This window comes from Lysobacter fragariae, assembly GCF_054779775.1.
Genome location: NZ_BAAGXP010000001.1, coordinates 282,538 through 309,478 on the forward strand (window position 1 = coordinate 282,538; position 26,941 = coordinate 309,478).

Here is a 26,941-nt window from a genome sequence, read left to right on the forward strand (position 1 = left end):
GCGCGGGGCGTTGCTCCGACCGATGGCCCAGGCGTGGTCGGGCACCTCAACGAAGCAATCCAGAAGCAAAGCACTCCAGAGGCAAGGCAGGACCTGATGCAAGCGCAGTTTTCGACATCGGCGGGATTCGGGGTGGTTGCACCCGCATGACCTGGGCCGACCTGCGCTTCCTCATCAATCGGGGCACCGGCCTGCTGCGCCGTGGCTGGTCGAGCTTGCATACGCGTGGCCTGGGGCCCACGTGGCATCGCGTACTCAGGCAGTTCCGCCGCCCGCCGGCCGCGCTGCGCCCGATATTGTTTCTGCCGGGGACCGAGGCGTTCGCGCCCTTCGCCGTACCGACGGGCGATGCGCCGGCGGCGAGCATCGTGATCCCGGTCTTCAACCAGTTCACGCATACGCTGGCCTGCCTGCGCGCACTGGCGGCGCATCCGCCCGCCGCCGCGATGGAAATAATCGTCGTCGACGACGGTTCGAGCGATCAGACGCAGGACTGCCTGCAACAGATCGCCGGGCTGCGTTACCACCGCCGCGCCGCGAATGGCGGCTTCATCGCCGCCTGCAACGACGGCGCGGCGCTGGCCCGCGGCGAATACATCGTCTTCCTCAACAACGACACCGTTCCGCAACCGGGTTGGCTGGACGCGCTGTTGCGCACCTTCGACGAACACCCCGGCACGGGACTGGTCGGCGCACAGCTGCTCTACCCGGATGGCCGGCTGCAGGAAGCCGGCGGAATCGTCTTCCGCGACGGCAGCGCATGGAACTATGGCCGCTTCGATTCGTCGACCGATCCGCGCTACGGCTGCGTGCGCGATGCCGATTACTGTTCCGGCGCGGCGATCGCGATCCCGCGTGCGTTGTTCGCGCAGCTTGGCGGCTTCGACGCACGCTATGCGCCGGCCTATTACGAGGACACGGACCTCGCCTTCGCCGTGCGCGCGGCGGGCCTGCGCGTGCTGTACCAGCCCGACGCGCGCGTGGTGCATGACGAAGGCACGACCTCGGGCACCGATACGGGCTCGGGCACCAAGGCCTACCAGGTAAGGAACCGCGACATTTTCGCGCGCAAATGGCAGGGCGCGCTGGCCCACCACGCGCCAGCCGGCACCGAAGCGGATGCAGTCGCGCGCGGCCATGCACGCGCGCCCCGGGTGCTGGTCATCGATGCGCAGACGCCGCAACCGGACCGCGACGCCGGATCATTGCGGATGCTCAACCTGATGCGGCTGATGCGCGAAGAAGGCGCGCAGGTGTCATTCCTTCCGGCCAACCTTGCCAGCGACGGCCGCTACACGCAGGCGCTGCAGCAGTTGGGCGTGGAAACCTGGCACTCGCCGTTCGCGCGGCGCCCGCCGACCTGGCTGCGCGAACACGGACACCGCTTCGACACGATCGTGGTATGCCGCCATTACATCGCCAGCGAGTTCCTGCCGCTGCTCCGCGAGCATGCCCCGCAGGCACGGATCGTGTTCGATACGGTCGACCTGCACTACCTGCGCGAAAGTCGTGGCGCACAGCTGACCGGGGACCCTGCCCTAGCCCGCACCGCGCAGCACACCCGCGCCCTGGAACTGGACGTCATCGCCCGCAGCGACGTGACCCTGGTGGTGAGCGAGGTGGAACGCGCACTGCTGGCGAACGATGCGCCTCAGGCGCGCGTGGAAGTGCTGTCGACCCTGCACCACGTATCCGGCCCGGGCCGATCGTTTGCCCATCGCGCGGACCTGGTGTTCGTTGGCGGTTTCCGTCATCCGCCGAACGTGGACGCCGTGTGCTGGTTCGTCGACGAGGTGTTCGCGAAGATCCGTGCACGCTTGCCGCAGGTGCGATTCCATTGCATCGGCGGTGACGCCCCGACGGAAGTCACCGCGCTGGGTTCGCGCCCGGGTGTCGTGGTGCACGGCCACATCAAGGACATCCAGCCGCACATGGACGGCGCCCGCATCGCGTTGGCGCCGCTGCGCTACGGTGCCGGCGTCAAGGGCAAGGTCAACCTGAGCATGGCGCACGGCCAACCGGTGGTGGCGACCTCCTGCGCGGTGGAAGGCATGCACCTGCACGCTGGCGAGGATGTGCTCGTCGCCGACGATGCCGATGGCTTTGCCGAAGCGGTGTTGCGCCTGTATGGCGACGAGGCGTTGTGGCTGAAACTTGCAGCCAACGGCTTGCGCAACGTCGAACGGCATTTCTCGCTGGACGCAGGACGGGACGTAGTGCGACGGGTGTTGCTGGGTTCGTCAGCGACCTGAACTCGCACCGTCGGCAGGCCCTGCGTCTAGGTGACCGCGCGTCGCGATCCGTGACTTGGCATCGCGATCGTTAGCTACCGCGACGCCTATTGCTTCTGCTGTTCACCCACGCCGACATGCGCGACGCGCAGGCGCTCCGCGAATGCGGCCAGACCCTCCGCATTGGGATCCAGCGCACGCGCGGCGTTCAACGCGACCTGCGCCCCTTGCAATTCGCCGGCGCCCAAGCGCTCGTCGCCATTGGCGATCCAGCGTTGGGCGAGTTCCCGTTGTGCCTGCCGCACACCTGGCGTCGTACCTTCCAGCGCCCGGCGCGCATCCAGGCATGCGCCGGCGCGCACCAGCCGATTGCCGCGCAGCGCCTGCGTGAAGCATTGCGTCGCCGCGGGTGCCAGCTTCGCGGCGGCTGCCTTGACGCGGGCATCCTGCGGCGCGACTGCGCGTGCTGCGCTGATGTGGTCGAAGGCGCTGTCGCCCGGCGGCGTCAGCAAGTCGCCGCGTGCCTGCGCGGAGGCCGCTTCGGCCAGCAGTTGCACGACCTGCTGTTCACGTTGCGCGGCTGGCAACCGCGGGCCCACCTGCCGTTGCGCCTGGCGTGCGCGTACCAGGTGCTGGCGCGCTTCGGCAATCGCGGGAACATCGACGGCGGCGCCCGACGCGACTTGCTGCGCTTGCGCCAGCGCCCGGACCGCGTCGTCGAAACGGTAGTCCGCCGCCAGTCGTTCGCTGCGCCGCGCCTGCGCGGTGGCGATGGCGACCACGCCACGGCGTGCGGCCATATCCTGCGGATTCACCAGCAATGCGTCGTGGTATCCCTGCAGTGCGGATGCGACATCGCCCTGCCGAACATAGTGATCGGCCTGCTCACGTTTGCGATCGCCTGCTCGGGCCAGCTCCGCCAGGACGTCCGGCAGATCGGCGTGATCCGGATGCGCCTGCTGGGCGCGACGGACCAGCTCCACGGCCTTATCGATGTCACCATCCGCCAGATGCTGGCGCGCCTGCTGCAGCAGGTCGGCGACAACGTCCTCCCGGCCTTCCAGCGCTGCCGTCAGGTTCGGCTGCAGGTCGAGCACGTGCAGATACAACGGCAATGCAGCGCGCACGTCGCCATCGAGGCGACCCTCCGCACGTGCGGCCGCTGCCTGCTTCAGCAGGCCGTCGATATCCGCATCCGCGATCTCGAACTGGCGCAGCTGCTGTTCCAGCGCATCGATCTGCGCGCGCGGCATCGACAGGTCGGCGGCCAGCTTCAACGCCGCGTGCGCCTGTGGATAGCGATGCCGCAGCATCGCCGTGTGCGCCTGTGATAGTGCGGCCTTGCCGACGCGATCGAGCCCTTCACGCGCTTCGCGGCGGTCGGGGTCGAGCGCGAGCGCGGCTTCATACAACTCGCGCGCGCCGCTGCCGTCGGCGGCGGTGAGCCGGCCCTGCGCCATCGCTGCTACTGCCTGGTCGTGGAGGCGCTGGGCGGCGGTCTCCGGCCACAACCAGTCGGATACGGGGCGACGCAGCAGCACCAGCGCCAGTACGACCGCAACGACCAGGGCGAGCCAACGCCAGCGATGCACACGCGTGCCGTGGGATGGCGGACCGCCACGCCGGAACGTCACGTCATCGAAGCGTCCGAGCGAGGGCTCCTGTCGAGACGGCTCCTGTCGCAACTGCTCGCGCCGCGACGGATCGCGTCGCGAAACGAATTCGCGCGTGGCATCGGGACGGGGGTTCGCGGGATCCATCCAGCCGAGGATACCGCCACGCACATTCACACGGAGTCGCGGGGCTCACGGGAGACCAACGCATCATTCAGCCGCGATGCGCCTGCTCCACCCCGGGCAGCGCCGACAGTTTGCCCAGCAGCGCCGACAGCTGGCCGTAGTCACTCACCCGCAACCGCGCACGCAGGCGCACGCGCGCGCCGTTGCGCTCCAATTGGCTGCTGATGCTGGAAACGTGTGCATTGGCTTGGGCAATGGCGTTGCTGACTTCCTTCAGCAGCCATTTGCGGTCCAGCGCCAACACTTCGATGTCAACTTCGTAGCCGGCGCCGCGCGTGCCCCACTCCACCGGCAGCACGCGCTGCGGCTGCGCCGAGGACAGGCGCTGGAACGACGCGCAATCGGGCCGGTGCACGCTGACACCGCGCCCCTGGGTGAGGTAACCGACGATGGGTTCGCCGGCGACCGGTTGGCAGCAGCGCGACAGCTGCACCAGCAGGTTGCCCACGCCTTCCACGGTGAAATCAGTGGCACGGCGCGGGACGCGGCGCGGCGCACGCGACACCGCGATCGTGGCGGCGTCTTCGGCCGGCGCGTTGGCGGCGCGTTCTGCTTCCAACAGCACGCGTCCGACCTGGTGCGGCCCCAGGTCGCCCAGCGCGACCTGCACGTACAGGTCGCCATCGTCCTCCGCGCGGAAACGCTCGCGGGCCGGCGCCAGATCCGCACCCAGCAATCCGAGCCGGCGCAGTTCCTTGTCCAGCATGTCCTTGCCTTCGGACTCGTTGCGCGCACGGTCGAGCTTGTGGAACCACGCGCGGACCTTGTCGCGCGAACGTCCACTGGCGAGGAATCCATTCGACGCCACCAGCCAGTCGCGTCGCGGTTCGCCGGTCTTGGCGGTCATGATCTCCACGCGGTCGCCGCTGCGCAGCTTGTGGTCCAGCGGCACGATGCGACCATCGACCTTGGCGCCACGGCAGCGATGCCCGACTTCGGTGTGCACGTGGTACGCGAAATCCAGCGGCGTCGCGCCGCTGGGCAGGTCGATCACCTCGCCCTTGGGCGTGAGCACGTAGATGCGGTCTTCGACCAGTTCGGTGTCCAGCTCGCCACGCAACGCGCCTTCGCCCTCGCCGTGCGACTCCAGCAGGCGCCGCATCCACGCGATCTTGCGATCGAAGGCGGCGTCCGCGCTGTGGCTGCCGACTTCCTTGTATTTCCAGTGCGCGGCCACGCCCAGCTCGGCCTGGCGGTGCATGTCGAAGGTGCGGATCTGCACTTCCAGCGTCTTGCCTTCCGGCCCGACCACCGCGGTGTGCAGCGAACGGTAATCGTTGCGCTTGGGTCGGGCGATGTAGTCGTCGAACTCACTCGGTATCGGCGCCCACGTCGCATGCACGATGCCCAGCGCGGCGTAGCACGCGGCGACATCGTCCACCAGCACGCGCACGGCGCGCAGGTCGTAGAGTTCGCCGATCGGTACGTCCTTGCGCCGCATCTTCTTCCAGATGCTGTAGATGTGCTTGGGCCGTCCGGCGATGTCGGCGTTGACGCCCTGCGCGGCCATCGCGTCGCGCAGCGTGCGCTTGACCTGCTCGATGTAGCGTTCGCGGTCGCCGCGCTTCTCGTCCAGCAGTCGCGCGATCTGCTTGTAAGTGTCCGGTTCCAGGTAGCGGAAGGCGAGGTCTTCCAGCTCCCACTTCAGTTGCCAGATGCCCAGGCGGTTCGCGAGGGGCGCGTGGATGTCGCGCGTCAGTTCCGCCAGCGCCCGGCGCTCGCCTTCGGGCAGGGTGGCCGCCTGGCGCATGCGTGCCAGCTGGCGCGCGAGCAGGATCGGGACCACGCGCAGGTCGCGCACGATCGCGAGCAGCAGGCGACGCAGGCCCTCGTTGCTGGCGTGCGCACCGTGCTGCGCATGCAACGACCACACCTGCGACGCAGCCCGCTGGCCTTCCAGCAACGCCGCGACGGCGGGGAACTTCTTTTCCAGCGCGGCCTGCGGCCCTGCCTTGAGCGGGCACACGTCGAGGATGGCTGCTGCGACGGTCTCGCCATCCGCACCCAGCAGGGCCAGCGCGTCCAGCGTGCCTTCGATGATCGCCGACGGGTCGCGCACGGGTTCGCAGGCCGCGGGGTCCGCGTAGGAATCGGCGAGCGCACCGCGCAGCGGCGACGCGATAACCTGCGCCGCGGGCTGCGCCAGCAGGGTGGCGGGGACGACGTTGGCGGCAGGTTTCGTCACGTTCGCGGGGGATAGGGGAAACAACGGCGTGCGGACTACACTAGCCCGCAACTGCCTAGAGGAACAGACATGCTTTCCATCCGCCTACGTCCGCTCCACGTGTTCGCCATGGCCGCGCTGCTCGCGCTGTCGCCCACCGCGTTCGCCGACAAGCCGATCGAGCAGCAGATGAGGCCCGAGCAGTTCAAGGCCGCTGGCCTGGACAAGCTGTCGCCGCAGGAGCTCGCCAACCTCAACGCGTGGCTCAAGGGGACGCTGGAAGTGGAAACCACCAAGGCCGCCGAACTGGCCAAGGACAAGATCGTGCAGGAGCATCGCGGCTTTGCCACGTTTGGCCGCAACGATCCGATCGTGGCGACGTTGGTCGGCGAGTTCAGTGGCTTCGGCAAGGGCCATGTCTACAAGCTGGACAACGGCCAGGAGTGGATGCAGACCGACGATGCCAAAGTGCACGGTGTACGCAAGACCAACCCGCCGGTGCGGATCGCGCCCAGCCTGATCGGCAACGCCTGGTACATGAAGGTCGAAGGCAGCAACACGATGGCGACGGTCCGCCGGACCAAGTGATTTTCTGACGCCGGGCTCTCTCCCGGCGACGACGGGGCCGGCGGTTCCCGCCGGCTGCGAGCCGGAGCACGGGTGGGATTGCCCCCCGGGCCAGGTAAGAACGCTGGCCAGTTCGACTTACCCTCGGCCTGCGCGCTGTCGCAGGACTGACACAAACCGTTCATACAGTGATCGCTTCGCTGAAATCCGGGCGCCCCGCCCGGTCCGGGAAGAGGAACGGCATTCATGCGCCACTGGATCATCCTGCTGCTGATGCTGGCCGGCGCCGCAGCCGCGTCGCCTCCGCAGGCGGCCTACGTCAACGTCGAGCAACGCCTGAGCACGCAGCAGCTGCACGACACCGGCCTGGACACGCTGTCGCCGGCGCAACTGGCGCTGCTCAACCAGTTGCTGCGTGAGGAAGCCACGCAGGCTGCAGCGACCGTCGAACGCGCCACGCTGGAACGCAGCCAGGACGCCTTCGCCGGCGCGATGGAAGGTCCGGTCGAGAGCCGCCTGGTGGGTGAATTGAGCGGCTGGGCCCCGGGCACTGTATTCGAACTGGAAAACGGCCAGCAGTGGCGCGTGCTGAAGGGCGAGATCCGCCTGCCGCGTACGCTCCAGTCGCCCGACATTGTGGTCGTGCCGGGCGTGATGGGGCGTTGGTTCTTCCAGGTGGACGAAGACACGCAGAAGGCGCGCGTCCAGCGCATCCGCTAGGAGTCCCCTGCGTCAACTGCGCAGGTGCGCCAGCCGCGTCGCCAGTTTCTTCGGCGAGACGCCGCCGCGCGCGCCGAGTTCCTGCGCGAACAACGACACCCTCAATTCTTCCAGCTCCCAGCGCAGCGCCTGCCAGTCCGACGAGCCCGCCTCGCCCTGGATCACCGCGGCCGCGAGCGCATCGACAAACGGCTTGAGCTCCAGCATCCGCGCCTGGTCGCGAGTGGGATCGCGCAACGCCCGCTCACCACGCAGTGAGAGCGCCTTGAGGTAACGCGGATACTCGCGCAGCGCCTGTGCCGGAACATCACGCAGGAAGCCAGGCGGGGTCAGCGCTGCAAGATGCGCGCGCATGTCGTCCAGGTTGCCGCTGGCCCAGCCCATCAGCGGCGACTCGAGCTTCGCGCGCACTTCGGCAACGGCCGCGAGGATCGTTTCGGCCTGGCGCAGGCGCTCGACGGCCTCGGGGAACAATCGCTTCGCGACGCCTTCGAGCAGTGCCGCGAAGGCCGTGGCATCTCGGATGTCATCCAGTCCTTCGTGCGTCAGGGCATCGAAGGCGCCGTCCATCAGGTCCGCGCGCAGGTGATCGCCTTCCTTCAGCGCCATGCCTTTGCTCGCGTGGCCCTGACCGGCCTGCCCCAAGCTGGCGCCCTGCGTCGCGGCATGACCGGCCAATGGTCTTGGCGATGCGGACTCGATCGCGGCATACAGCAAGCCGATCTTCGGCGACACCGGCAACTGCTTGCGCGCCTGCTTGAGTTTGTCCGCCAGCGCCAGCGCGATCAGGCGGCGTACGCCCTGCGGGTGCTCGCGTCGCGCCACTTCGCGTTGCGCGTGCACACGCAACGACACGCTGTCGATGTCGTCGTGCAGCGCCGGATACGCGGGCACGCCGCCCGCGCCGGGCACCGAGGCCGGGATCGGTGTTGCGGGGAATTGCACCAGCCCCCGCTGCGCCAGACCATCGGCGGCCTTGGCGGCAAATGCGGCGGCAGCTCTCGCGCCGAAGCGCAGACGCAGGTCGTCCAGGTCGCGCGATTCGGCGAGCACGGCCTTCCCGCCGCCACCCGTTGCCGGTGCTTCGACCAGGCGCAGGTTCATGCGCATGTGCGGTTCCAGCGCGTCCTCGTCGAAGTCGGTCGTTGCCACGGCGACGCCGGAGAGTTTCTGCAGGAAGCGTGCGAGTGCGCCGGCGATGGAATCCGACCTGCCATCGAGTCCGGAGGCGAACGCCTCGTGGAACGCGCGGGCGAAGTCCGGCGCGGGAACGAAGTTGCGCCGCAGTATCTTGGGCAGGGAGCGGATCAGCGCCGCTGCCTTGTCGGCGACAAAGCCCGGCGCCAGCCACGACAGTCGCGATGGGTCCAACGCATTGAGCAGGTGGAGCGGCACCGAGAGTGTCATGCCGTCGTCGGAGGAACCCGGTTCGAAGCGGTACGTCACGGCGAGGCGCACGTCGCCAAGCGCGAGGTACGGCGGGAAGCGCGCGGCTTCGGTCTCGCCGCCGATCATCAGGTCGGACAGCGACCATTCCAGCTTCGCTCTGTCCGCCGGCGGCAACTTGTTGAACCAGGCATCCAGCGCCTGCGCGTTGTGGACATGCGGCGGCAGCCGGTCCAGGTACCACTGCGCCATCCATTCCTCGTCGACGACGAGCCCCGCGCGACGCTGCTTGGCTTCTTCTTCGCGCGCCTTGGCGAGGGTGGCGAGGTTGCGCGGCAGGAACGCGCAGCGCGTGTTGATCTCGCCGGTGACCAGCGCGTCGCGGGCGAAGATGGCGCGACTTTCCTCGGGAAACAGCGCGCCGTAGTGCACCGGACGCTTCGGTGCGAGCACCAGCCCGAACAGGCTGATCTGTTCGCTGCCAACCACGCGTCCCTGCGAGCGCGCCCAGTGCGGATCGTGGTGGCGACGCGACAGCAGATGCGGCAACTCGCTGATCGCCCAATCGGGCTCGATGGCGGCGTTCGTCATCGACCACACGCGCTCGGTGTCCAGCAAGGTCGCGGACAGCACCCACGGCGGCGGTTTTTTCGCCAGCGGCGAGCCGGGGAACAACTGGAACTTGCGCCCGCGCGGGCCGTCGTAGAAGCCCTTGTCGCCGCGCAGGCCAAGCTGCGTGGGCAGGCCGGTGAGGAGGGCGCGATGCAAGGTGGCGTAGTGGTGGGAATCGTGCTTTTCGGACCCGTAGGGCGGAATCGCCGCAGGCGCTTCCGCCGTCGACGCCCCGGATGCCTTGGATGCCGCGGACGCAGAGTGGCGGACTCCGCCTTTGGCGGGTTCCACCCCACGCTGCGTCCACCCCAGCTCATCGCACAGCAGCTTCAATTGCCGATGCAGCTCGCGCCATTCGCGCATGCGCAGGAAGCCCAGGAAGTGCTTCTCGCACCACGCACGCAGCTTCGATTGCGTGAGCTCCTCGGACTGCGCCTGGTAGGCATCCCACAAGCGCAGGATACCCACGAATTCCGACTTCGCATCGGCAAACAACGCATGCGCGTTGTCCGCGGCGGCGCGCTGGTCGGCGGGCCGTTCGCGCGGATCCTGGATGCCCAGGAACGCTGCAATCGCCACCATCTCGCGCAGGCAGCCGTGTGCGTTCGCGGCCACCAGCATGCGCGCCAGCTTCACGTCCACCGGCAGTCGCGCCATCAGTTTGCCGATGGCGGTCATGCGGCGCTGCTCGTCGATCGCGCCCAATTCGGAGAGCTGCTGCCAGCCATCGGCGACGGCTCGTGGGTCCGGCGGCTCCAGGAACGGGAAATTCTCGATGATCCGGGCATCCCCATCCTGGGGCTGCCCGGACGCACGGCCCTCGATCCGGCCCAGGCCCAGCGACAGCATCCGCAGGATCACGCCCGCCAGCGCGGCGCGGCGGATTTCCGGATCGGTGTAGCGCGGACGCGATTCGAAATCAGCTTCGGAATACAGGCGATAGCAGGTGCCTTCGGAAATGCGCCCGCAGCGGCCCTTGCGCTGGTCGGCGCTGGCCTGCGAGATGTCTTCGATGTGCAGGCGATCCAGCTTGCCGCGCGGGCTGTAGCGCTTCACCCGCGCCAGGCCTGGATCGACGACGTAGCGGATGCGCGGCACCGTCAGCGAGGTTTCCGCGACATTCGTTGCCAGCACGATGCGGCGCTTGGTGCCCGGATTGAACACGCGGTCCTGGTCGCGCACGGACAGGCGTGCGTACAGCGGGATGACTTCGGTCTCGCGGTACTTGCGTTGCTCCAGCACGTGGTGGGCGTCGCGGATCTCGCGCTCGCCGGACAGGAAGATCAGCACGTCGCCGCGCGGGTCTTCGCGGGTGATTTCGTCGCAGGCGGCGGCGATGCCGTCGTTGATCGTGCGCTCGCCTCGGCGCTCGCCGCCGGAAGCGCGTCCATCGGGCTGCGTGTCGCCTTCGCCTTCCAGCGGACGGTAACGCACGTTCACCGGATAGCTGCGGCCTTCGACATCCACCACGGGTGCGTTGTCGAAGTGCTCGGCGAAGCGCGCCGTGTCGATCGTCGCCGAGGTCACGATCACCTTCAGGTCGCGACGCTTCTGCAACAGTTGTTTCAGGTAACCGAGCAGGAAATCGATGTTGAGGCTGCGCTCGTGCGCCTCGTCGATCAGGATCGTGTCGTACTGCGAGAGCCAGCGATCTGACTGGATTTCCGCCAGCAGGATGCCGTCGGTCATGAACTTCACCGCGGTCTGTTCGCCGACGTTCTCGGTGAAGCGAACCTGGTAGCCGACCGCGCCACCCAGCGTGGTACCGAGTTCCTCCGCAACGCGGCGCGCCACCGCACGGGCGGCGATGCGGCGCGGCTGCGTACAGCCGATCATCCCCGCCGCGCCCCGGCCGGCCGCCAGACACAGCTTGGGCAGCTGCGTGGTCTTGCCGGAACCGGTTTCGCCAGCGATCACCACCACCTGGTGCTTGCGGATGAGCTCGACGATGCGCTCGGCTTCTCCGGCAATCGGCAGCGAGGGATCCACCGGCGCCTTGGGCAGATTGGCGATCCGTGCTTCGCGATGCACTACCGACGCCTGCAGCGCCTGCGCGAAGGCCGTCTTCGCCGCTGCGTCGTCCGGCTTGCCGCTCCAGCGCGACCACAGCCCATGCAGGCGGCCCCGATCGCGACTGAGCGCGCCATCGATCGCACGGCGCGCCTGCTGCAGCTCCGGGTTGCCCTGCCCATCCGCGCGCGCTTTCGCCGGGGGCTTGCCGCCCTCCTGTGACGCGGATTTAGCAGTGGTGTCGATAGGGTTCATCGATAAGGCCGAAAGGAACAATTGATTTCACTGGCGCCGTGCGCCCGCCTATTGTCACCGCAGCACCCACGAAGGGAGAAACGGAATGGCCAAGAGCAGCAAGGTTTCGTCCACGAAGTCCGCCGGCACTGCTGCGATCGGCGCACCCGCCATCGACATCGGGATTTCCGGGGGTGACCGCAAGAAGATCGCCGAGGGCCTGTCGCGCTTCCTGGCGGACAGCTTCACCCTGTACCTGAAGACCCACAACTTCCACTGGAACGTCACCGGGCCGATGTTCAACACGCTGCACGTGATGTTCGAGGCCCAGTACAACGAGCAGTGGACGGCACTGGACGAAACCGCCGAGCGCATCCGCGCGCTGGGCTTCAATGCGCCGGGCTCGTATGGCGAATTCATCCGCCTGAGTTCGATCCCGGAGGAACCTGGCCTGGGCGACACCGCGGACTGGCGCGAGATGGTACGCCAGCTGGTGGTCGGCAACGAGGCCGTCGCCCGCTCCGCGCGCAAGGTGCTCAAGACCGCGGACGCGGGCGGCGACGACCCGTCCGTGGACCTGATGACCCAACGCCTGCAGGTGCACGAGAAGAATGCGTGGATGTTGCGGTCGTTGCTGCAATAACCCGCGTCGCGGAGGGCGGGCTGCCCTCGACTCAGTCCGACCATCGGAATGGGTGATGCCGCGCCGGCGGCCAGCCATGGAAACCTGAGCGATTGGTCGCGAACAGAACGGCGGGTCAAGACCCGCCCTACGCGGCTTCCGGCACATCGGACGGCGCCTTGCGGCCCAATCCGCAGGCCGATGGGGAACTTTCCTACGCGATTACGCGGTATTGGCCGCCGGCCCGGAGGTGCGGGACCGGTAAAATAGCGCATGCCCGATACCGCCCTCGACCTCCTGACCCGCATTTTCGGGCATCGCCAATTCCGGGGGGAGCAGCGGCAGATCGTCGAACATGTCGCCGGTGGTGGCGACGCACTCGTCCTGATGCCCACCGGCGGCGGCAAATCGCTGTGCTACCAGTTGCCGGCGCTACTGCGCGAGGGCTGCGGCATCGTGGTCTCGCCGCTGATCGCGCTGATGCAGGACCAGGTCGAAGCGCTGCGCCAGGTCGGCGTGCGCGCGGCCTTCCTCAATTCCACGCTGGATGCGGCCGGTGCCGCTCAGGTCGAACGCGACCTGTTGGCCGGTGAGCTGGACCTGCTGTACGTCGCGCCCGAGCGCCTGCTGACGCCGCGCTTCATGTCGCTGCTCGACCGCGCGACGATCGCGCTGTTCGCCATCGACGAGGCGCATTGCGTCTCGCAGTGGGGTCACGACTTCCGTCGCGAATACCGCGAACTCACTGTCCTGCACGAGCGCTGGCCGCAGGTACCACGCATCGCGCTCACGGCCACGGCAGACGAACCAACGCGTCACGAAATCGCCGAGCGGCTGGCGCTGGATGACGCGCGTCGCTTCGTCAGCTCCTTCGACCGACCCAACATCCGCTACCGCGTCGTGCAGAAGGACAACGCGCTGCGGCAGCTGCTGGACTTCCTGGGTGATCACCAGGGCGAGAGCGGCATCGTGTATGCCTTCTCGCGCAAGCGGGTGGAGAAGGTCGCCGAGCAGCTCTGCGCGGAAGGCATCAACGCCCTTGCCTACCACGCCGGCATGAGCACCGACGCGCGCGCCGCCAACCAGCGCCGCTTCCTGCAGGAGGACGGCGTGGTGATGGTGGCGACGATCGCCTTCGGCATGGGCATCGACAAGCCGGACGTGCGCTTCGTCGCGCATGTGGACCTGCCCAAGTCGGTCGAAGGCTACTACCAGGAGACCGGACGCGCGGGCCGCGATGGCGATGCGGCGCAAGCGTGGCTCTGCTACGGCCTGGGCGACACGGTCAACCTGCGCCAGCTCATCCTGCAATCCGAGGCAGGCGAGGAACGCAAGCGACTGGAACTGCGCAAGCTCGATGCGCTATTGGGATACTGCGAATCCACCACGTGCCGGCGCCAGTCGCTGCTGGGCTGGTTCGGTGAGACGCATGGCGGCAACTGCGGCAACTGCGACAACTGCCTGGAACCGCCGCAGTGCTGGGATGGCACCCAGGCGGCGCGCAAGGCGTTGTCGTGCGTGTATCGCAGCGGGCAGCGTTTCGGCGCGGCGCACGTGATCGATGTCCTGCGCGGCACCGTGACCGAGCGCGTTCAGCAGTTTGGTCACGAGCAACTCAGCACCTGGGGCATCGGCGCGGACCTGGATGCGCGGCAATGGCGTGGCGTGTTCCGCCAGCTGGTGGCAACGGGGCTGCTCGAGGCGGACATGCACGGTTCGCTGCGCCTCACGGCGACCGCCGCACCGGTGCTGCGAGGCGAACAGACGCTGCTGCTTCGCACCGAACAGGCGAAACCAGCGCGAAGTAAACGCGGTGGCACCCGCGCCGGATCGGCCGCCGAGCGTGAGCTGGACCTCCCGCCCGACGCATTGATCCGCTTCAACGCCCTGCGCAGCTGGCGCGCCACCGCCGCCCGCGTGCAGAACGTGCCGGCGTACGTGATCTTCCATGACAGCACGCTGCGTGCGATCGCGACCCATGCGCCGGAAGACCTGAACGAACTGGCGCGCATTCCTGGCATCGGCGCGAGCAAGCTCGACCGCTATGGCGATGACGTATTGCAACAGTTGTTCGACGCCGCCTAGGGGCAGCACCTGCAGCACTTGTCCGTCCGCGCCTCCTGCAAGGGTTGCGCGGACGAAGCGTCGTGATCAGCCGCTCGCACCAAGTACTTGAGCGGATCGCGTTCCGGTTGGCGAGCGCAGGGCTTTCTCCAGCATCGGGCTGATGGCGATACCCGGGTTGAGTCGACGCGCCGCTTCGAGATTGGCCTCGGCTTCGACCTTCCGCCCGAGCACCATGTTGGCCCGTGCCATTGCCAACAGGTCCGTGGCGCGTAGCTGGGCCGCTTCCACTTTGGTGGCCAGCTGATCGATGACGGTGGACAGCTGCTGCTTCTGCACGTTGCTCGAAGGCGTGGCCTGCGAATCGCGCGGCGTGACGTTTTCCAGCTGCGCGGTGAGTACCGGCACCAGCATGGCCTGCACTTCACGTGACGGCCTTTCCCTGAGCACGGACTGCGCGATCACGTAGCCCTTCTCGACGCTTCCCACCAGGCGGTAGCCGTCGGCCACCTGGGCACGCAGGCGCAGGTTGTTACCGGACCGCTTTTCCACTGCGGCGATTGCGGCCGTGAACTGCTGCTTCTGCATTGCGTCCAGCGCCACGAACGGCTGCGATCGCAACGCGTCAAGGATCGAAAGCTCGTGCCCGAACCGCAGCGCGTTGATGCCCGGAATCAGCATCAGCGAGACCGCTATCGCCATCAGTGCGGTGGCGGGGAGACAGCTGCGCTTCTGCAGGACCATCGCAGAGATCAGGATCGTGGCGAACCCAAGCAACACCGCGCCGCAGATCAACATCATCAGTTCGTAGGCGAACAGGCCGTCAAACATCGCGTTGAGCATTTCCATGGCAATCCCCTGGTTGTCCACTCCACAGTTGGCCGGCCGCGGCGACCACCGCCGCCGGCATGTCTTCGTGCCTTCCCAAATAGACCCCGGTTCAAGCAATACCGATCAAGTCGATCTGCGGCTAGGGGCTGCGCGCCCTCCCGCCTGGCAAGTCGTGCTTACCTCACCTCTGCGCGTGGGCGACACTCCGCATCTCGACGCTTCGGGCAAGCGCTGCCGTACAACTTGAGGGCAGAGTTACTATCTGGTAAGTAGCGCGGTATGGAAGTCGCGTCAGTCCCACTGGACAAGGAGTAGTCGATGAGCGCGCTGTCCCTACGGATCCGCAAGGCACGGACGCAGGCTTCGGTATCCCAGGGCGAACTGGCCCGGCGCGTCGGCGTGAAGCGAAGCGCGGTCACGCAGTGGGAAAGCCCGTCGGGTACCACTCCCAGCGTCGAACACCTGATCCACGTCGCCATGCAGACTGGGGTGAACTTCGAGTGGCTGGCCACCGGGCGCGGAGCGAACCGCAGCGAGGCAACGCAGGAAGCGGCCGTCATGGTCGACGACTACGCCATGGATGCGCACGAAAGCAAGGCGCTCGCGTTCCTGCGCAACCTGCCTGAGGGCAGGAAGCGGATCGCGTTGCAGATACTCGAAGTGCTCTCGCGCTGAGCCAACGACGTGCTGGCGCTGGCCTGCCTGCGAAGGCTGGGAACAGCATCCTCGTTCCCCGCTCGACATCAGGACATGGCCCACAGCCGGGCACCCAGAGCAAGGCACCCGCCAGATGCTGCACTGGCGCTGGATGATCAATGGATGGTGGGTCGTGACGGATTCGAACCGTCGACCAGCGGATTAAAAGTCCGATGCTCTACCGACTGAGCTAACGACCCAGGATGTTGCAGCTGACACGGGCGATACGGTGGGACCCGCCGGCCCGGTATTGCGCCGGGGCGCGCATTCTAGCGCAGCGGGGCCACGCCTGCAGGTCGGATCGCCCACGCATCTCAGAAGTAGCGGGTGGGATCGGCAACACCGGCCACGGCGAAGCCCTCCGCGCGCAAGCGGCAGGCATCGCAGTGACCACAGGCGCGACCGTGTTCGTCGGCCTGGTAGCACGACACGGTGTCGGCGAAATCCACGCCCAGCCGCAGCCCTTCGCGCACGATGTCGGCCTTGCTCAGGAACTGCAGCGGCGCGTGCACGCGGAGCCCGGCACCTTCGACGCCGGCCTTGGTGGCCAGGTTGGCCAGGTCCTGGAACGCGGCGATGAATTCCGGCCGACAGTCCGGATAACCGGAATAGTCCACTGCGTTGACACCGCAAAAGATGTCCGCCGCGCCGAGGACTTCCGCCCAACCCAGCGCCACCGACAGCATGATCGTGTTGCGTGCCGGCACGTAGGTGACGGGAATCGCACTGCCTGCCTGGCCGATGGCGTGGCCGTCGGCATCGGTAGGCACGGCGATGTCGTCGGTCAATGCCGAGCCACCGATGCTGCGCAGGTCGACATTGACGGTCTTGTGCGCCACCGCCCCCAGCGTCCGCGACACGCGACTGGCTGCGTCCAGCTCCGAGGTGTGGCGCTGGCCGTAGCGCACGCTCAGCGCATGCACGGCGAAGCCCTGCTCGCGTGCCAGGGCGATGACGACGGCGGAATCCATGCCACCAGAAACCAGGACGACGGCGTTTTTCATGTGCGGTGGAAGGCTGTAGCGGAGATTGGAGAAGGATTGTCCGACGAGCCTGGCAGCGTGAAGCGGCGGCCTGCTATCGAATTTCGAGTCAAAAACAGGCCTTTCGCTACGCCTGAAATGACATCGCCACTTGCTGGAGACCGGGCCCGGCGCGCTTACCGCCCGCGTTCGTCATTCCACAGGAGTTTGTGCAACTGCATCTGGAAGCGCACCGGCAGGCGATCCGCGACGATCCAGTCGGCCAGCTCGCGCGGCGACACGTCGGTGTAGCTTGGGGAGAACAGCACTTCGCAGGTGTCCGTCAGTGCGTGTTCGGCAACGATCCCCTTGGCCCAGTCGTAATCGTCGCGCGAGCAGATCACGAACTTCACCTGGTCGTGCGCCGTCAGCAGCGGCAGGTTCGACCACAGGTTGCGATGCACCTCCATCGAACCGGGCGTCTTGATGTCCAGCACGCGGGATACGCGCGGATCGACGTCGGCGATGTCGATCGCCCCCGACGTCTCCAGGGACACTTCGAAGCCGGCTTCGCACAGTCGCTGCAGCAGCGCGATGCAACGCTTCTGCGAAAGCGGTTCGCCGCCGGTGACGCAGACATGGCGCACGCCCTGCTTCGCCACTTCGGCGAGGATGTCGTCGAGCGTCCACCACTCCCCGCCGTGGAATGCGTAGGCGGTGTCGCAGTACTGGCAGCGCAACGGGCAGCCGGTCAGGCGGACGAAGACGGTGGGCCAGCCGGCCTGACGGGCCTCGCCCTGCAGCGACAGGAAGATCTCGGTGATCTTGAGGCGATCGGCCGACGGGGCCGCCTCGGTGGAAACGGCGTTCATGGCGCAATTTTAGCCGAACGCCCATGGCTGGGGCCGAAACTGCATCGAACGGCGTGCAATCAGGCTTCCATCACCCGAACAGGGTCCGTGCCCTGCCCCGCAAATCGCCGGCCATCGGGGCGGCCGGAGTGCCGGCTCAACGCTGGTTGAGGTGACCCAACTGGATCGCGCTGAGCCGGTCGGCTGCGGTCCTCGCGGCATCGGTGCCGGGATAGCGGTTCACCACTTCCGACAGGGTCCGTTCCGCACCGTCGTACTGGCGCGCGCCGTACTGGGACAGGCCCACCTTGAGCAATGCGCCCGGCGCCTTGTCGTGGGTGGGATAACGGTCCAGCAGGGACTGGAACTGGGTCTGCGCCAGCGCGTAGTTCTGGGTGACGTAGAAGCTTTCGCCCAGCCAATACAGCGCGTTGGGGGCGTAACTGCCGTTCGGGTAGTCCTGCAGGAAGCTCTGGAACAGCTCGGCGGACTGGGCGTATTGGCCCGCCTTCAATGCGTTGAACGCGGCATCGTAGGCGCTGCGCTCCCCCGCCCCCTGGGCCACGGCACCGGGGTCGCCGTAGACAGCGGGGGGCTGTTCAACCGGCCCAGCCGGAGTCGAGGTGCTCGCGGGCGGGGTTACCGGCGGCGCCGAGCGCGCCACGCCACCGCCTTCGAGCCGGGTGAGGCGTCCGTCCAGATCCAGGTACTGCGCCTTCGAGGTCGATTGCAGCTGCTTGTTTTCCTGCTGCAGCTCCTCGACCTGGGCGCGCAGGGCCTGGACCTCGCTGCGCAGTTGGGTCAGCTGGTTGAGCAGGTCGACGTTGGCCTGGTTGTTGGCCGCGCGGGCCTCGAGCGTCGCAACCCGATCCGCCAGGCTGGCGCGCTGGGCGAACGCCGGCGTGGCTGCGAGGCCAAGGACGGCACCGATCGACAGGGAAAGCAGGAGTTTCTGGCGCATGCCGCTCATCGTTCAATCGGGGAATGGGGCGACTTCAGCAACGTCGCACTGAACCGGCTTGCAACACCTCCCCCGCGCGGTCCGAGCCGCGCGAGGGAGGCTGATGCGATCACTTCGATGCGATCACTTCGCGGTGTAGACGATCTCGACGCGACGGTTCTTGGCCCAGCAGTCTTCCGTCGAATCGGTGCAGGTCGGGCGTTCCTCGCCGTAGCTGACGACGGTGATCTGGCTGCCGGAACCGCCATTCGCCTGTACCGCCGAGGACACGGCATTGCCGCGGCGCTCGCCCAGGCCCTGGTTGTATTCGCGCGAACCGCGTTCGTCGGCGTTGCCTTCCAGGTTCATGCGCGAGGACGGACGGTCACGCAGGTACTTCGCATGGCAGGCAACGATGGCCTGGAACTCCGGACGCAGCGCGTCCTGGTCGAAATCGAAATACACCACGCGCTGGCGCAGGCAGGCGTCGGTATCCAGGTCTTCCGGGCCATAGGCGCCCGGGCGCGTCGTGCCGTTGTCGCCAGCGGGCGTCGTGGTGCCGGTGCCGGTGTCGCCCGGCGGGACTTCCTTCACCTTCTTCGAACAGGCGGCGGCCGTGACGCACAGCAGTGCGGCGACAAGAATGCGGGTGGTGTTGTTCATGGTCTTCCTCGTCTGTGGGCGTGGAACAGGGTGTCCGTGTCGTCGTGGAAACCCGGGGGGACTTCGGACAAAACGTCGGACGGGAACTGCTGGATGGAATCGTCGGATGAAAATCGTTGGATAAACTTCGGACGAAAGTGTCTGGCAAAACGTGGCTAGCGTGCCGCACTACTGTTGACCGGGTGTGACGCGACTGGAGCTGTACCGCGGTTGGAAGACGGTGGCCATCTTCCAGCCAGATGCGTTACCTGGGAGTGCGGAACGGACCCCAGGCCGGTTCGCGGACGTCGCCGTCGGCGAGCACCAGGCGCTGGCGCACGCGGGCGTCGGAGGACACGGCGTAGAGCACGTCGCGACGGCCTTCGCGGGCAGCATAAAGGATCATCATCCCGTTGGGCGCGAAGCTCGGCGACTCGTCCAGCGCGCCCGGCGAGAGGTTCGTCCAGCCGCCACCGACGCCGCGATCCATCATCGCGATGCGGTAGCTGCCGCCCCCTTGGGTCACGGCGATCTTCTTGCCGTCAGCCGACACGGTCGGGTCCGCGTTGTAGCTGCCCTGGAAGGTGACGCGCGTTGCGCCGCCACCACTCGAAGGCACCTGGTAGATCTGCGGCTTGCCGCCACGGTCGGACACGAAATACAGGCTGGCGCCGTCACCGCTCCACACCGCCGACGTGTCGATGGCGAAGTGGTTGGTGATCTGGGTCAGCGCGCGGCTGCCGAGGTCCATCACATAGATTTCGGGATTGCCGCTCTTGGACAGCGTGAGCGCCAGCTTGCGGCCATCCGGCGAGAACGACGGCGCGCCGTTGATGCCGCGGAACTTGGCGATCTGTTCGCGCGCACCGGAGGAAATGGTCTGGAGGTAGACCGAGGAATTGCCGCCCTCGTAGCTCACGTAGGCGATGCGGTTGCCTTCGGGGCTCCACGATGGCGACAGCAGCGGCTCGGACGAACGCACCACGGTCTGCGGGTTGTACCCGTCGCTGTCGGCGATCATCAGCGCGTAACGGGATCCCTTGCCGACACCGGATGCCGTGACGTAGGCGATGCGGGTGAAGAACGCGCCTCGGACACCCGTGATCTTCTCGTACACGGCGTCGGCGATCTGGTGGGCGACGTCGCGCATCGCGCTGCCACGCGCGGTGAGTGCGTAGCCGAGCAGCCGTTCCTTCTTGGCCACATCGAACAGTTCGTACTCGACGCGATAACCGCCGTCCCCGGCATCCAGCACGCGACCGACGAGGATGTAGTCCTGGTTGAGCGCGGTCCAGGTCGGGTAGTTGATCTCGCCGCCGCTCGAAGGGCGCTCGACGATGTCCTTCGCAGGCAGGCTGCGGAAGGAGCCGGAACGGTTGAGGTCGGAGGCGACCACCTGGGCGACATCGGTCTGCGGGGCGCTCGCGCCCTGGTACCGCATGGGGATGACGGCGATCGGCAGGGCCGAGGCATTGCCGCCGACGATGTCGAGCTCCAGGCCCTGCTGCGCGTGGGCAGAAGCCAGCCCGGTGACCACGGGGAACAACAGCGCCAGCAGTGCAGCCAGCCAGGACAGGGGACGTGTCATCGGCACTCCATACCTCGATGCGACTTGTTCAGGTTTGTCATTCTTAACAACTTGAGGGTGAACGACGGTTCAAAGCCGGGACGGATAACCTTCACCTGCTGTTGACGATCGCCGGACGATCAGCGCCCCTCGGCGCGGAAGTTCAGTATCAGGTCGCGCTCGAAGACCAGCTCGAAGCCCGCGTACGGCAGCGGCTGCGCCTTCAGAACCGCTGCCTCGATCGAGCGGCGACCCTGTTCATCGTAGGCGCAGGGCGATGACACTTCCGCGGACATCACCGTGCCACCGGGCAGCTGGCGGATGCGCAGCTTGCAGGCCGCGCCCAGCGGAACCGAGTCCGGACGCGTCCACTTGGCCAGGATGGCCCGACGCAGGGCTTCGGCGTATTTCGCCTTCAGGCCGTCGTCGGTACCGCCGGCACCACTGGCCTGGGCGTCGGACTGGGCCGCGGCCTCGGCGGCGTTGCGGGAGCTGGTGCTGGCCAGCTGCTGCAGGCGCTGTTCGGCCAGGTCGGCCTCGCGCGCAGCGGCGGCGCGGCGGCGGCGGATGTCTTCCAGCTGCTTCAGCCGCTCCTGCTCCATGATCGTCAGGCGCCGCTGGGCTTCCTGCTGGCGATCCTGTTCGGTCAGGTCGACCTGCGCCTGTTTCGTCTTCGCTTCCTGCACCTGCTGCTCGACCGCCGGCGTGGGCGCGGGCTGGTCGGTGACTTCGGCCTGGTCGACGTCATCGGGAAGCGGGATGAAGTCCTGCGGCTTGGGCTGCGGCTCCTGCACGGGCTCGGGCAGGGGTTCCGGCAGCGGCTCGGGCTCCTTGACCTCTTCCTTGACCGGCTCGGGACGCTTGCTGAGCGTATTGCGCATCGCCGACGACAACTGGCTGGCATCCATCAGCTCGGCCGAGATCGCGCCCGACGCCGCCGGCGCCGCGCTGCGCGTCCACCACAGGCCGGCGAACAGCAAGGCGAACAACGCCAGGTGCAGCAGCACGGCGAAAACGAAAGCCTGCGCGGTGTCGGCGCGGGTTTCCTTCATTTACGGCTGCCCTGCTTCGGGCCGCTCATGAGCCCGATCTTTTTCACGTTGGCGCGCTGGAGCAACTCCATTGCGTCCATAACGTCCTGGTATTTCCCCTCGCCCTGCGCGGCGACGAAGATCGAAACGTCCTTGTTCTGGCTGACGATAGCGCGGACACGCGCCTCCAGCGACTGCGCGCTCATCGACTCGTTCTTGCCGGCCTTCACCGCAAGCGCCAGCGTGCCATCGGGATAGACGCTGACGACCACGGGATCTTCCTTCGCGTTGATCGACTTCGCGTTGGTCTTTGGCAGGTCGACGTCGACGCCCAGCGTGAGCAGCGGCGCGGTGACCATGAAGATCACCAGCAGCACCAGCATCACGTCGATGTACGGCACGACGTTGATCTCGGCCTTGAGTTTGCGCTTGCGATGGCAGCGCATGGAAAGGACGGTCATACGAATTTCCTGGTTGTCATCCCGGGTGCAGCCTGAAACCCGCTTGTTTCATTCATCGGCAACCCGTCGGTGGTTCACCATTTCTGGCCGCCGGCGCGGTCCGGGTATTCCCGCGTATGCAGCTGGTCGCGGGCCGGTTAGCGACTATTCGTCCGCGTGCGCCTGGCGCTGCAGGATCGAGGAGAACTCCTCGGCGAAGGCGTCGTACCGCACCGCGAGCCGCTCCACGCCGTTGGCAAAGCGGTTGTAGGCCCACACCGCGGGGATGGCGACGAACAGGCCCATCGCGGTGGCCAGCAGCGCCTCGGAAATGCCCGGCGCCACGTCCTTGATGCCCACCTGCGCGCCGCTGGCGAGCAGTCCGTGCATCGTCACCATGATGCCGAAGACCGTGCCGACCAGGCCGATGTACGGCGCGGTGGAACCGATGTTCGCGAGCAGTTCGAGATTGTGTTCAAGCCCGTCGATCTCGCGCGAACCGGTCGCGCGCATCGCACGCTGTGCGCCTTCCAGCTGCACGCGGGTGTCGACGCTCTTGCGCTGGCGCAGGCGACCGAACTCGCGGAAGCCGGCTTCGAAGATCGCTTCCATGCCGAAGATCGGCGTGCGGTGCTGGGTCGCGCCGGCGTAGAGCTTGGTGAGTTCGGCGCCGGACCAGAAACGCTCTTCGAAGGTCTCGGCTTCCTTGCGCGCACGCGCGATCACGCTGCGCTTGCGGAAGATGATCACCCAGGACACCACCGAGGCGACGATCAGCAGCGCCATGATCAGCTGCACCGGAAGGCTGGCATCCAGCACCAGGCGGACCAGGTCGAGGTTGGCACTGGCCGCGGCGGCACCCGGAGCGGCGGCGGAAGACTCCGCAAGCGCGGTGGCCTGCGCGGGCGCTTCGTCCGGAAGGGCCTCGACGGCGGCCTGCATGGCCATGAGGATCGTGGGGGTCATGCGTCGTTCTCCACCAGAGCGTTCAATTCGTCATACAGCGATTGCGGGATGGCCCGTGGGCGGAATCCCAGGTCCAACGCGGCCACGCGGACGGTCGCGCTGAGCAGCCGTTCGTCGCCGCGCATGATCTCCTGGGCGAAGATCACGCTCGCGCGCCGGCACTCGCGCAACCGCACGGTGACCTGCAGCGCGTCGTCCAGCCTCGCGGGCTTCAGGAAGTCCAGCTGCATCGCGCGAACCGCGAACAGCGTTTCGTGCTCGCGCTGCAGGACGGACTGCCCGTAACCCTGCGCACGCATCCATTCGGTGCGCGCGCGTTCGAGGAAGGCCACGTACTGCGCGTGGTACACGACACCGCCTGCGTCGGTATCTTCCCAGTAAATGCGGACCGGATGGCTGAACATTCGTTAAGAAAACTCGTCAACGGGAATTTGCAAGTCGGGAAATGCGACACGGTCTTGCATTCGATATGCGCGCGGTCCGCAACGCATCAGGGTGCCGGGACCGCGATGACGGAGTGTCGCAGGCATTCACTCGTCGCTTTCGATGCGTTCGGCAAACAGGCCGGGGGCACCCGCCTTCGGCTTGAAGCCCATGTGCCGATAGGCCTTCGGCGTAGCCATGCGACCGCGTGCGGTGCGCACCAGGTAACCCTGCTGGATGAGGTAGGGCTCGATCACGTCCTCGAGCGTGCCCCGCTCCTCGCTGAGCGCCGCCGCCAGCGATTCGACGCCGACCGGACCGCCGTCGAAAGCATCGATGATCGTCGTCAGCAGGCGACGGTCGAGGTCGTCGAAGCCCTCCGGGTCGACCTTGAGCATCTTCATCGCCGCATCGGCGACGCCACTCGTGATCGCACCGGTCGCCTTCACCTGCGCGAAGTCGCGCACGCGGCGCAACAGGCGGTTGGCGATACGCGGCGTGCCGCGCGAGCGCTTGGCGATCTCCGCGGCACCTTCGGGATCGCAGCTGATGCCGAGGATATGTGCCGAGCGACGCACGATCCGCGTCAGCTCTTCCGCGCTGTAGAACTCCAGGCGCTGGACGATCCCGAAACGGTCGCGCAGCGGCGCGGTCAGCAGGCCGGCACGGGTGGTCGCGCCGATCAGGGTGAAGGGTGGCAGGTCGAGCTTGATCGAACGGGCCGCCGGGCCTTCGCCGATCATGATGTCGATCTGGTAGTCCTCCATCGCCGGGTACAGCACTTCCTCGACGACGGGCGACAGGCGATGGATCTCGTCGACGAACAGCACGTCGTGCGGCTGCAGGTTGGTGAGCAGCGCGGCGAGGTCACCCGCCTTCTCGATCACCGGGCCGGAAGTCTGGCGCAGGTTGACGCCCAGTTCGTTGGCGATGACGTGGCTGAGCGTGGTCTTGCCCAGGCCGGGTGGACCAAAGATCAGTACATGGTCGAGGGCTTCACCGCGCTGTTTCGCCGCCTCGATGTAGATCTGCATCTGTTCGCGCACCGGCGCCTGGCCGAGGTACTCGTCCAGCCGCTTGGGGCGGATGGAGGCCTCGATGGCGTCTTCTTCGCGGGTGGCGGCGGGGGAAACGATGCGGTCTTCGGTCATGCCACGAGTATGACAGGGCTGGATGTCGGGGCCAGCGTGTCCGCTGGCCGCCAAAGTCCACTTCGGCGCCATTCCGGGCGCCTAAGCGCCAGTGATCAGATCTCGACCTGCGCGCCCAGCTCCACCAGCCGGTTACCCGGGATCCGGAAGAAACCCGTTGCCGGCGCCGCGTTACGGTGCATGACCGCGAACAGCTTGTCGCGCCACACCGGCATGCCTCGGTTGCGGCTGGCCACGACGGTCTCGCGGCTGGCGAAGTACGTCGTATCCATCGGATCGAAATGGATGCCGCCCTTGTCGCAGCTGCGCATCAGCGCCAGCGGCACGTCAGGCGTCTCCATGAAACCGAACTTGATGATGACGCGGTAGAAGTCCTCGCCACCGATCGACTCGATCTTCAGCCTCTTTTCCTTCGGCGCGTACGGCACGTTGAGTGTCTCCGCGGTCAGGAACACATTGCGCTCGTGCAGCACCTTGTTGTGCTTGAGGTTGTGCAGCAGTGCGTGCGGCACAACGCCGGTCTGCGCGGTCATGAACACCGCGGTGCCCGGTACGCGCACCGGCGGCGCCAGCATCAGGCCGGGCAGGAAGGTGTCGATCTGGATGCCTTCCTTGCGGATTTCCGCATGGAGCAGTTCACGGCCGCGGCGCCAGGTGCGCAGCACGGTGAACACCAGGATGCCCAGCACCACCGGCACCCACGCGCCGTCGAGGAATTTCACGCCGTTGGCGATCAGGAAGGCGATTTCGATGATCGCGAACAGCAGGCACAGCGGCAGCACCCAGCGCCGCGCATCCGGCCACGTCGCGCGCGCGACCAGCGCCAGCAGCAACGTGTCGATCAGCATCGTGCCCGACACCGACACGCCATAGGCCGAAGCCAGCGCCGTCGACGTACGGAACGTCAGCACCAGCGCGATCACCATCACCGCCAGCGTCCAGTTGATGCCGGGGATGTAGATCTGGCCGATGGTGTCCTTGGAGGTGTGCTTGATCAGCATGCGGGGGATGTAGCCCAGCTGCATCGCCTGGCGCGCCACCGAATACGCGCCGGTGATCACCGCCTGCGACGCGATCACCGCTGCCGCGGTCGCCAGCGCGATCATCGGGTACAGCGCCCACTGCGGCACGCCGATGTAGAAGGGGTTCTTCACCGCCTCCGGGTTTTCCAGCACCAGCGCGCCCTGCCCCAGGTAGTTGAGCATCAGCGCAGGCAGCACGAAGAAGTACCAGGCATAGCGGATGGGTTTCGCGCCGAAGTGACCCATGTCGGCGTACAGCGCCTCGCCGCCGGTCACCGCCAGCACCACCGCGCCGAGGATGAAAATACCGTGCCAGCCATGTTCGGCGAAGAAGCGCACCGCCCAGATTGGATTGAAGGCGTGCAGCACGTCCGGGTTGTGGCCGATGTTGTAGAGACCGAGCGCCGACAGCGCAGCGAACCACAGCATCGTGATCGGGCCGAATACCTTGCCGACTTTTTCGGTGCCGTAGCGCTGGGTCATGAACAACGCGAGCAGGATCAGCACGGCAAGCGGAACGATCCAGGTGTGCAGTTTCGGCGCGGCGACCTCGATGCCTTCCAGCGCGGACAACACGGACACTGCGGGCGTGATCACGCCGTCGCCGAAGAACAACGACGCACCGAAGATGCCGAGTATGCCCACCGCGTAGGCGGATCGCGAGCCCTTGGGCAACGTGCGTTGCGCCAGCGCCATCAACGCCATGATGCCGCCTTCGCCTTCGTTGTCGGCGCGCATGATGATCGACACGTACTTCACCGTGACCACGATCACCAGCGCCCAGAACACCAGCGACAGCACGCCCAGCACCGTGGCGTGGTCGGGCGTGAGCCCGTAGTGCGGGATGAAGGCTTCCTTGATCGTGTACAGCGGGCTGGTACCGATGTCGCCGAAGACGACACCGATCGCGCCGACGATCAGGCCAAGGAGGCCGACGTTGCCGTGGCCGTGCGCTTGATCGGAGGAATTGCTGGTGGTGGCCATTGGCCTTCCTGATGGTTGTACGCGGA

General features: G+C 67.0%; 21 protein-coding genes and 1 tRNA gene. 6 read left to right on the forward strand and 16 right to left on the reverse strand.

Features of this window, described 5'->3' with window-relative positions; all coding sequences use genetic code 11:
* Positions 1 to 146: 146 nt before the first annotated feature.
* Complete coding sequence (locus tag ACYVD7_RS01280) at positions 147 to 2,252, forward strand: glycosyltransferase (protein WP_460758304.1); 2,106 nt, start codon at positions 147 to 149, stop codon at positions 2,250 to 2,252.
* Positions 2,253 to 2,338: 86 nt separating this feature from the next.
* Here ACYVD7_RS01280 and ACYVD7_RS01285 read toward each other — a convergent pair whose 3' ends face one another.
* Positions 2,339 to 3,991, reverse strand: coding sequence for a tetratricopeptide repeat protein (locus ACYVD7_RS01285; protein ID WP_460758306.1), 1,653 nt, complete (start codon positions 3,989 to 3,991; stop codon positions 2,339 to 2,341).
* Between the two features lie 67 nt (positions 3,992 to 4,058).
* Positions 4,059 to 6,239 carry a RelA/SpoT family protein gene (locus tag ACYVD7_RS01290; protein ID WP_460758307.1) on the reverse strand — a complete coding sequence of 727 codons (2,181 nt, stop codon included), beginning with the start codon at positions 6,237 to 6,239 and terminating at the stop codon, positions 4,059 to 4,061.
* A gap of 45 nt (positions 6,240 to 6,284) precedes the next feature.
* On the opposite strand from ACYVD7_RS01290, the gene ACYVD7_RS01295 reads away from it, so the two are divergent.
* Both ACYVD7_RS01295 and ACYVD7_RS01300 read left to right on the forward strand, forming a co-directional pair.
* On the forward strand, positions 6,285 to 6,782 hold the full coding sequence (locus ACYVD7_RS01295; RefSeq protein WP_460758310.1) for a hypothetical protein: 498 nt from the start codon (positions 6,285 to 6,287) through the stop codon (positions 6,780 to 6,782).
* A gap of 252 nt (positions 6,783 to 7,034) precedes the next feature.
* Positions 7,035 to 7,481 (forward strand): hypothetical protein, encoded by a 447-nt coding sequence (locus tag ACYVD7_RS01300; RefSeq protein WP_460758732.1) that lies wholly within the window; start codon positions 7,035 to 7,037, stop codon positions 7,479 to 7,481.
* A gap of 12 nt (positions 7,482 to 7,493) precedes the next feature.
* Here ACYVD7_RS01300 and hrpA read toward each other — a convergent pair whose 3' ends face one another.
* Positions 7,494 to 11,744 (reverse strand): ATP-dependent RNA helicase HrpA, encoded by a 4,251-nt coding sequence (gene hrpA / locus ACYVD7_RS01305; RefSeq protein ID WP_460758313.1) that lies wholly within the window; start codon positions 11,742 to 11,744, stop codon positions 7,494 to 7,496.
* Positions 11,745 to 11,829: 85 nt separating this feature from the next.
* On the opposite strand from hrpA, the gene ACYVD7_RS01310 reads away from it, so the two are divergent.
* Both ACYVD7_RS01310 and recQ read left to right on the forward strand, forming a co-directional pair.
* The gene (locus tag ACYVD7_RS01310; RefSeq protein ID WP_460758315.1) at positions 11,830 to 12,366 is read left to right on the forward strand and encodes a Dps family protein; all 537 of its coding nucleotides are present in this window, start codon (positions 11,830 to 11,832) and stop codon (positions 12,364 to 12,366) included.
* Between the two features lie 252 nt (positions 12,367 to 12,618).
* Complete coding sequence (gene recQ, locus ACYVD7_RS01315; protein ID WP_460758317.1) at positions 12,619 to 14,430, forward strand: DNA helicase RecQ; 1,812 nt, start codon at positions 12,619 to 12,621, stop codon at positions 14,428 to 14,430.
* 66 nt (positions 14,431 to 14,496) lie between these two features.
* On the opposite strand, the gene ACYVD7_RS01320 is transcribed toward recQ, so the two are convergent.
* The gene (locus tag ACYVD7_RS01320) at positions 14,497 to 15,258 is read right to left on the reverse strand and encodes a hypothetical protein (RefSeq protein ID WP_460758319.1); all 762 of its coding nucleotides are present in this window, start codon (positions 15,256 to 15,258) and stop codon (positions 14,497 to 14,499) included.
* Between the two features lie 300 nt (positions 15,259 to 15,558).
* On the opposite strand from ACYVD7_RS01320, the gene ACYVD7_RS01325 reads away from it, so the two are divergent.
* Positions 15,559 to 15,915 (forward strand): helix-turn-helix domain-containing protein, encoded by a 357-nt coding sequence (locus ACYVD7_RS01325; RefSeq protein WP_460758320.1) that lies wholly within the window; start codon positions 15,559 to 15,561, stop codon positions 15,913 to 15,915.
* A 145-nt stretch (positions 15,916 to 16,060) separates the two neighbouring features.
* Here the strand turns inward: ACYVD7_RS01325 and ACYVD7_RS01330 are convergent.
* The 12 genes from ACYVD7_RS01330 to ACYVD7_RS01385 form a co-directional block, all read right to left on the reverse strand.
* Positions 16,061 to 16,136: transfer RNA gene (locus ACYVD7_RS01330), tRNA-Lys, on the reverse strand.
* Between the two features lie 114 nt (positions 16,137 to 16,250).
* Positions 16,251 to 16,940: a 7-cyano-7-deazaguanine synthase QueC gene (gene queC / locus ACYVD7_RS01335; RefSeq protein WP_460758322.1), complete on the reverse strand. Its 690-nt coding sequence runs from the start codon at positions 16,938 to 16,940 to the stop codon at positions 16,251 to 16,253.
* Positions 16,941 to 17,095: 155 nt separating this feature from the next.
* A complete protein-coding gene (gene queE, locus ACYVD7_RS01340; RefSeq protein WP_460758323.1) occupies positions 17,096 to 17,770 on the reverse strand; it encodes a 7-carboxy-7-deazaguanine synthase QueE in 675 nt (224 codons plus the stop codon).
* 136 nt (positions 17,771 to 17,906) lie between these two features.
* On the reverse strand, positions 17,907 to 18,710 hold the full coding sequence (ybgF, locus tag ACYVD7_RS01345) for a tol-pal system protein YbgF (RefSeq protein WP_460758325.1): 804 nt from the start codon (positions 18,708 to 18,710) through the stop codon (positions 17,907 to 17,909).
* 123 nt (positions 18,711 to 18,833) lie between these two features.
* Entirely contained in the window at positions 18,834 to 19,352 is a 519-nt protein-coding gene (gene pal, locus ACYVD7_RS01350) for a peptidoglycan-associated lipoprotein Pal (RefSeq protein ID WP_460758327.1), read from the reverse strand.
* A gap of 244 nt (positions 19,353 to 19,596) precedes the next feature.
* Positions 19,597 to 20,919 carry a Tol-Pal system beta propeller repeat protein TolB gene (gene tolB, locus ACYVD7_RS01355; protein ID WP_460758328.1) on the reverse strand — a complete coding sequence of 441 codons (1,323 nt, stop codon included), beginning with the start codon at positions 20,917 to 20,919 and terminating at the stop codon, positions 19,597 to 19,599.
* A gap of 119 nt (positions 20,920 to 21,038) precedes the next feature.
* On the reverse strand, positions 21,039 to 21,950 hold the full coding sequence (tolA, locus tag ACYVD7_RS01360) for a cell envelope integrity protein TolA (protein WP_460758329.1): 912 nt from the start codon (positions 21,948 to 21,950) through the stop codon (positions 21,039 to 21,041).
* Positions 21,947 to 22,390, reverse strand: coding sequence for a protein TolR (gene tolR / locus ACYVD7_RS01365; protein ID WP_460758331.1), 444 nt, complete (start codon positions 22,388 to 22,390; stop codon positions 21,947 to 21,949). Before tolR ends, tolA begins: the two co-directional genes overlap by 4 nt.
* Before the next feature lie 144 nt (positions 22,391 to 22,534).
* On the reverse strand, positions 22,535 to 23,335 hold the full coding sequence (tolQ, locus tag ACYVD7_RS01370) for a protein TolQ (protein WP_460758332.1): 801 nt from the start codon (positions 23,333 to 23,335) through the stop codon (positions 22,535 to 22,537).
* Complete coding sequence (gene ybgC / locus ACYVD7_RS01375; protein ID WP_460758334.1) at positions 23,332 to 23,739, reverse strand: tol-pal system-associated acyl-CoA thioesterase; 408 nt, start codon at positions 23,737 to 23,739, stop codon at positions 23,332 to 23,334. The genes tolQ and ybgC overlap by 4 nt, the downstream gene beginning before the upstream one ends.
* 126 nt (positions 23,740 to 23,865) lie before the next feature.
* A complete protein-coding gene (ruvB, locus tag ACYVD7_RS01380; protein WP_460758336.1) occupies positions 23,866 to 24,909 on the reverse strand; it encodes a Holliday junction branch migration DNA helicase RuvB in 1,044 nt (347 codons plus the stop codon).
* A 95-nt stretch (positions 24,910 to 25,004) separates the two neighbouring features.
* Positions 25,005 to 26,915 carry a potassium transporter Kup gene (locus ACYVD7_RS01385; protein WP_460758338.1) on the reverse strand — a complete coding sequence of 637 codons (1,911 nt, stop codon included), beginning with the start codon at positions 26,913 to 26,915 and terminating at the stop codon, positions 25,005 to 25,007.
* Between the last annotated feature and the right edge of the window lie 26 nt (positions 26,916 to 26,941).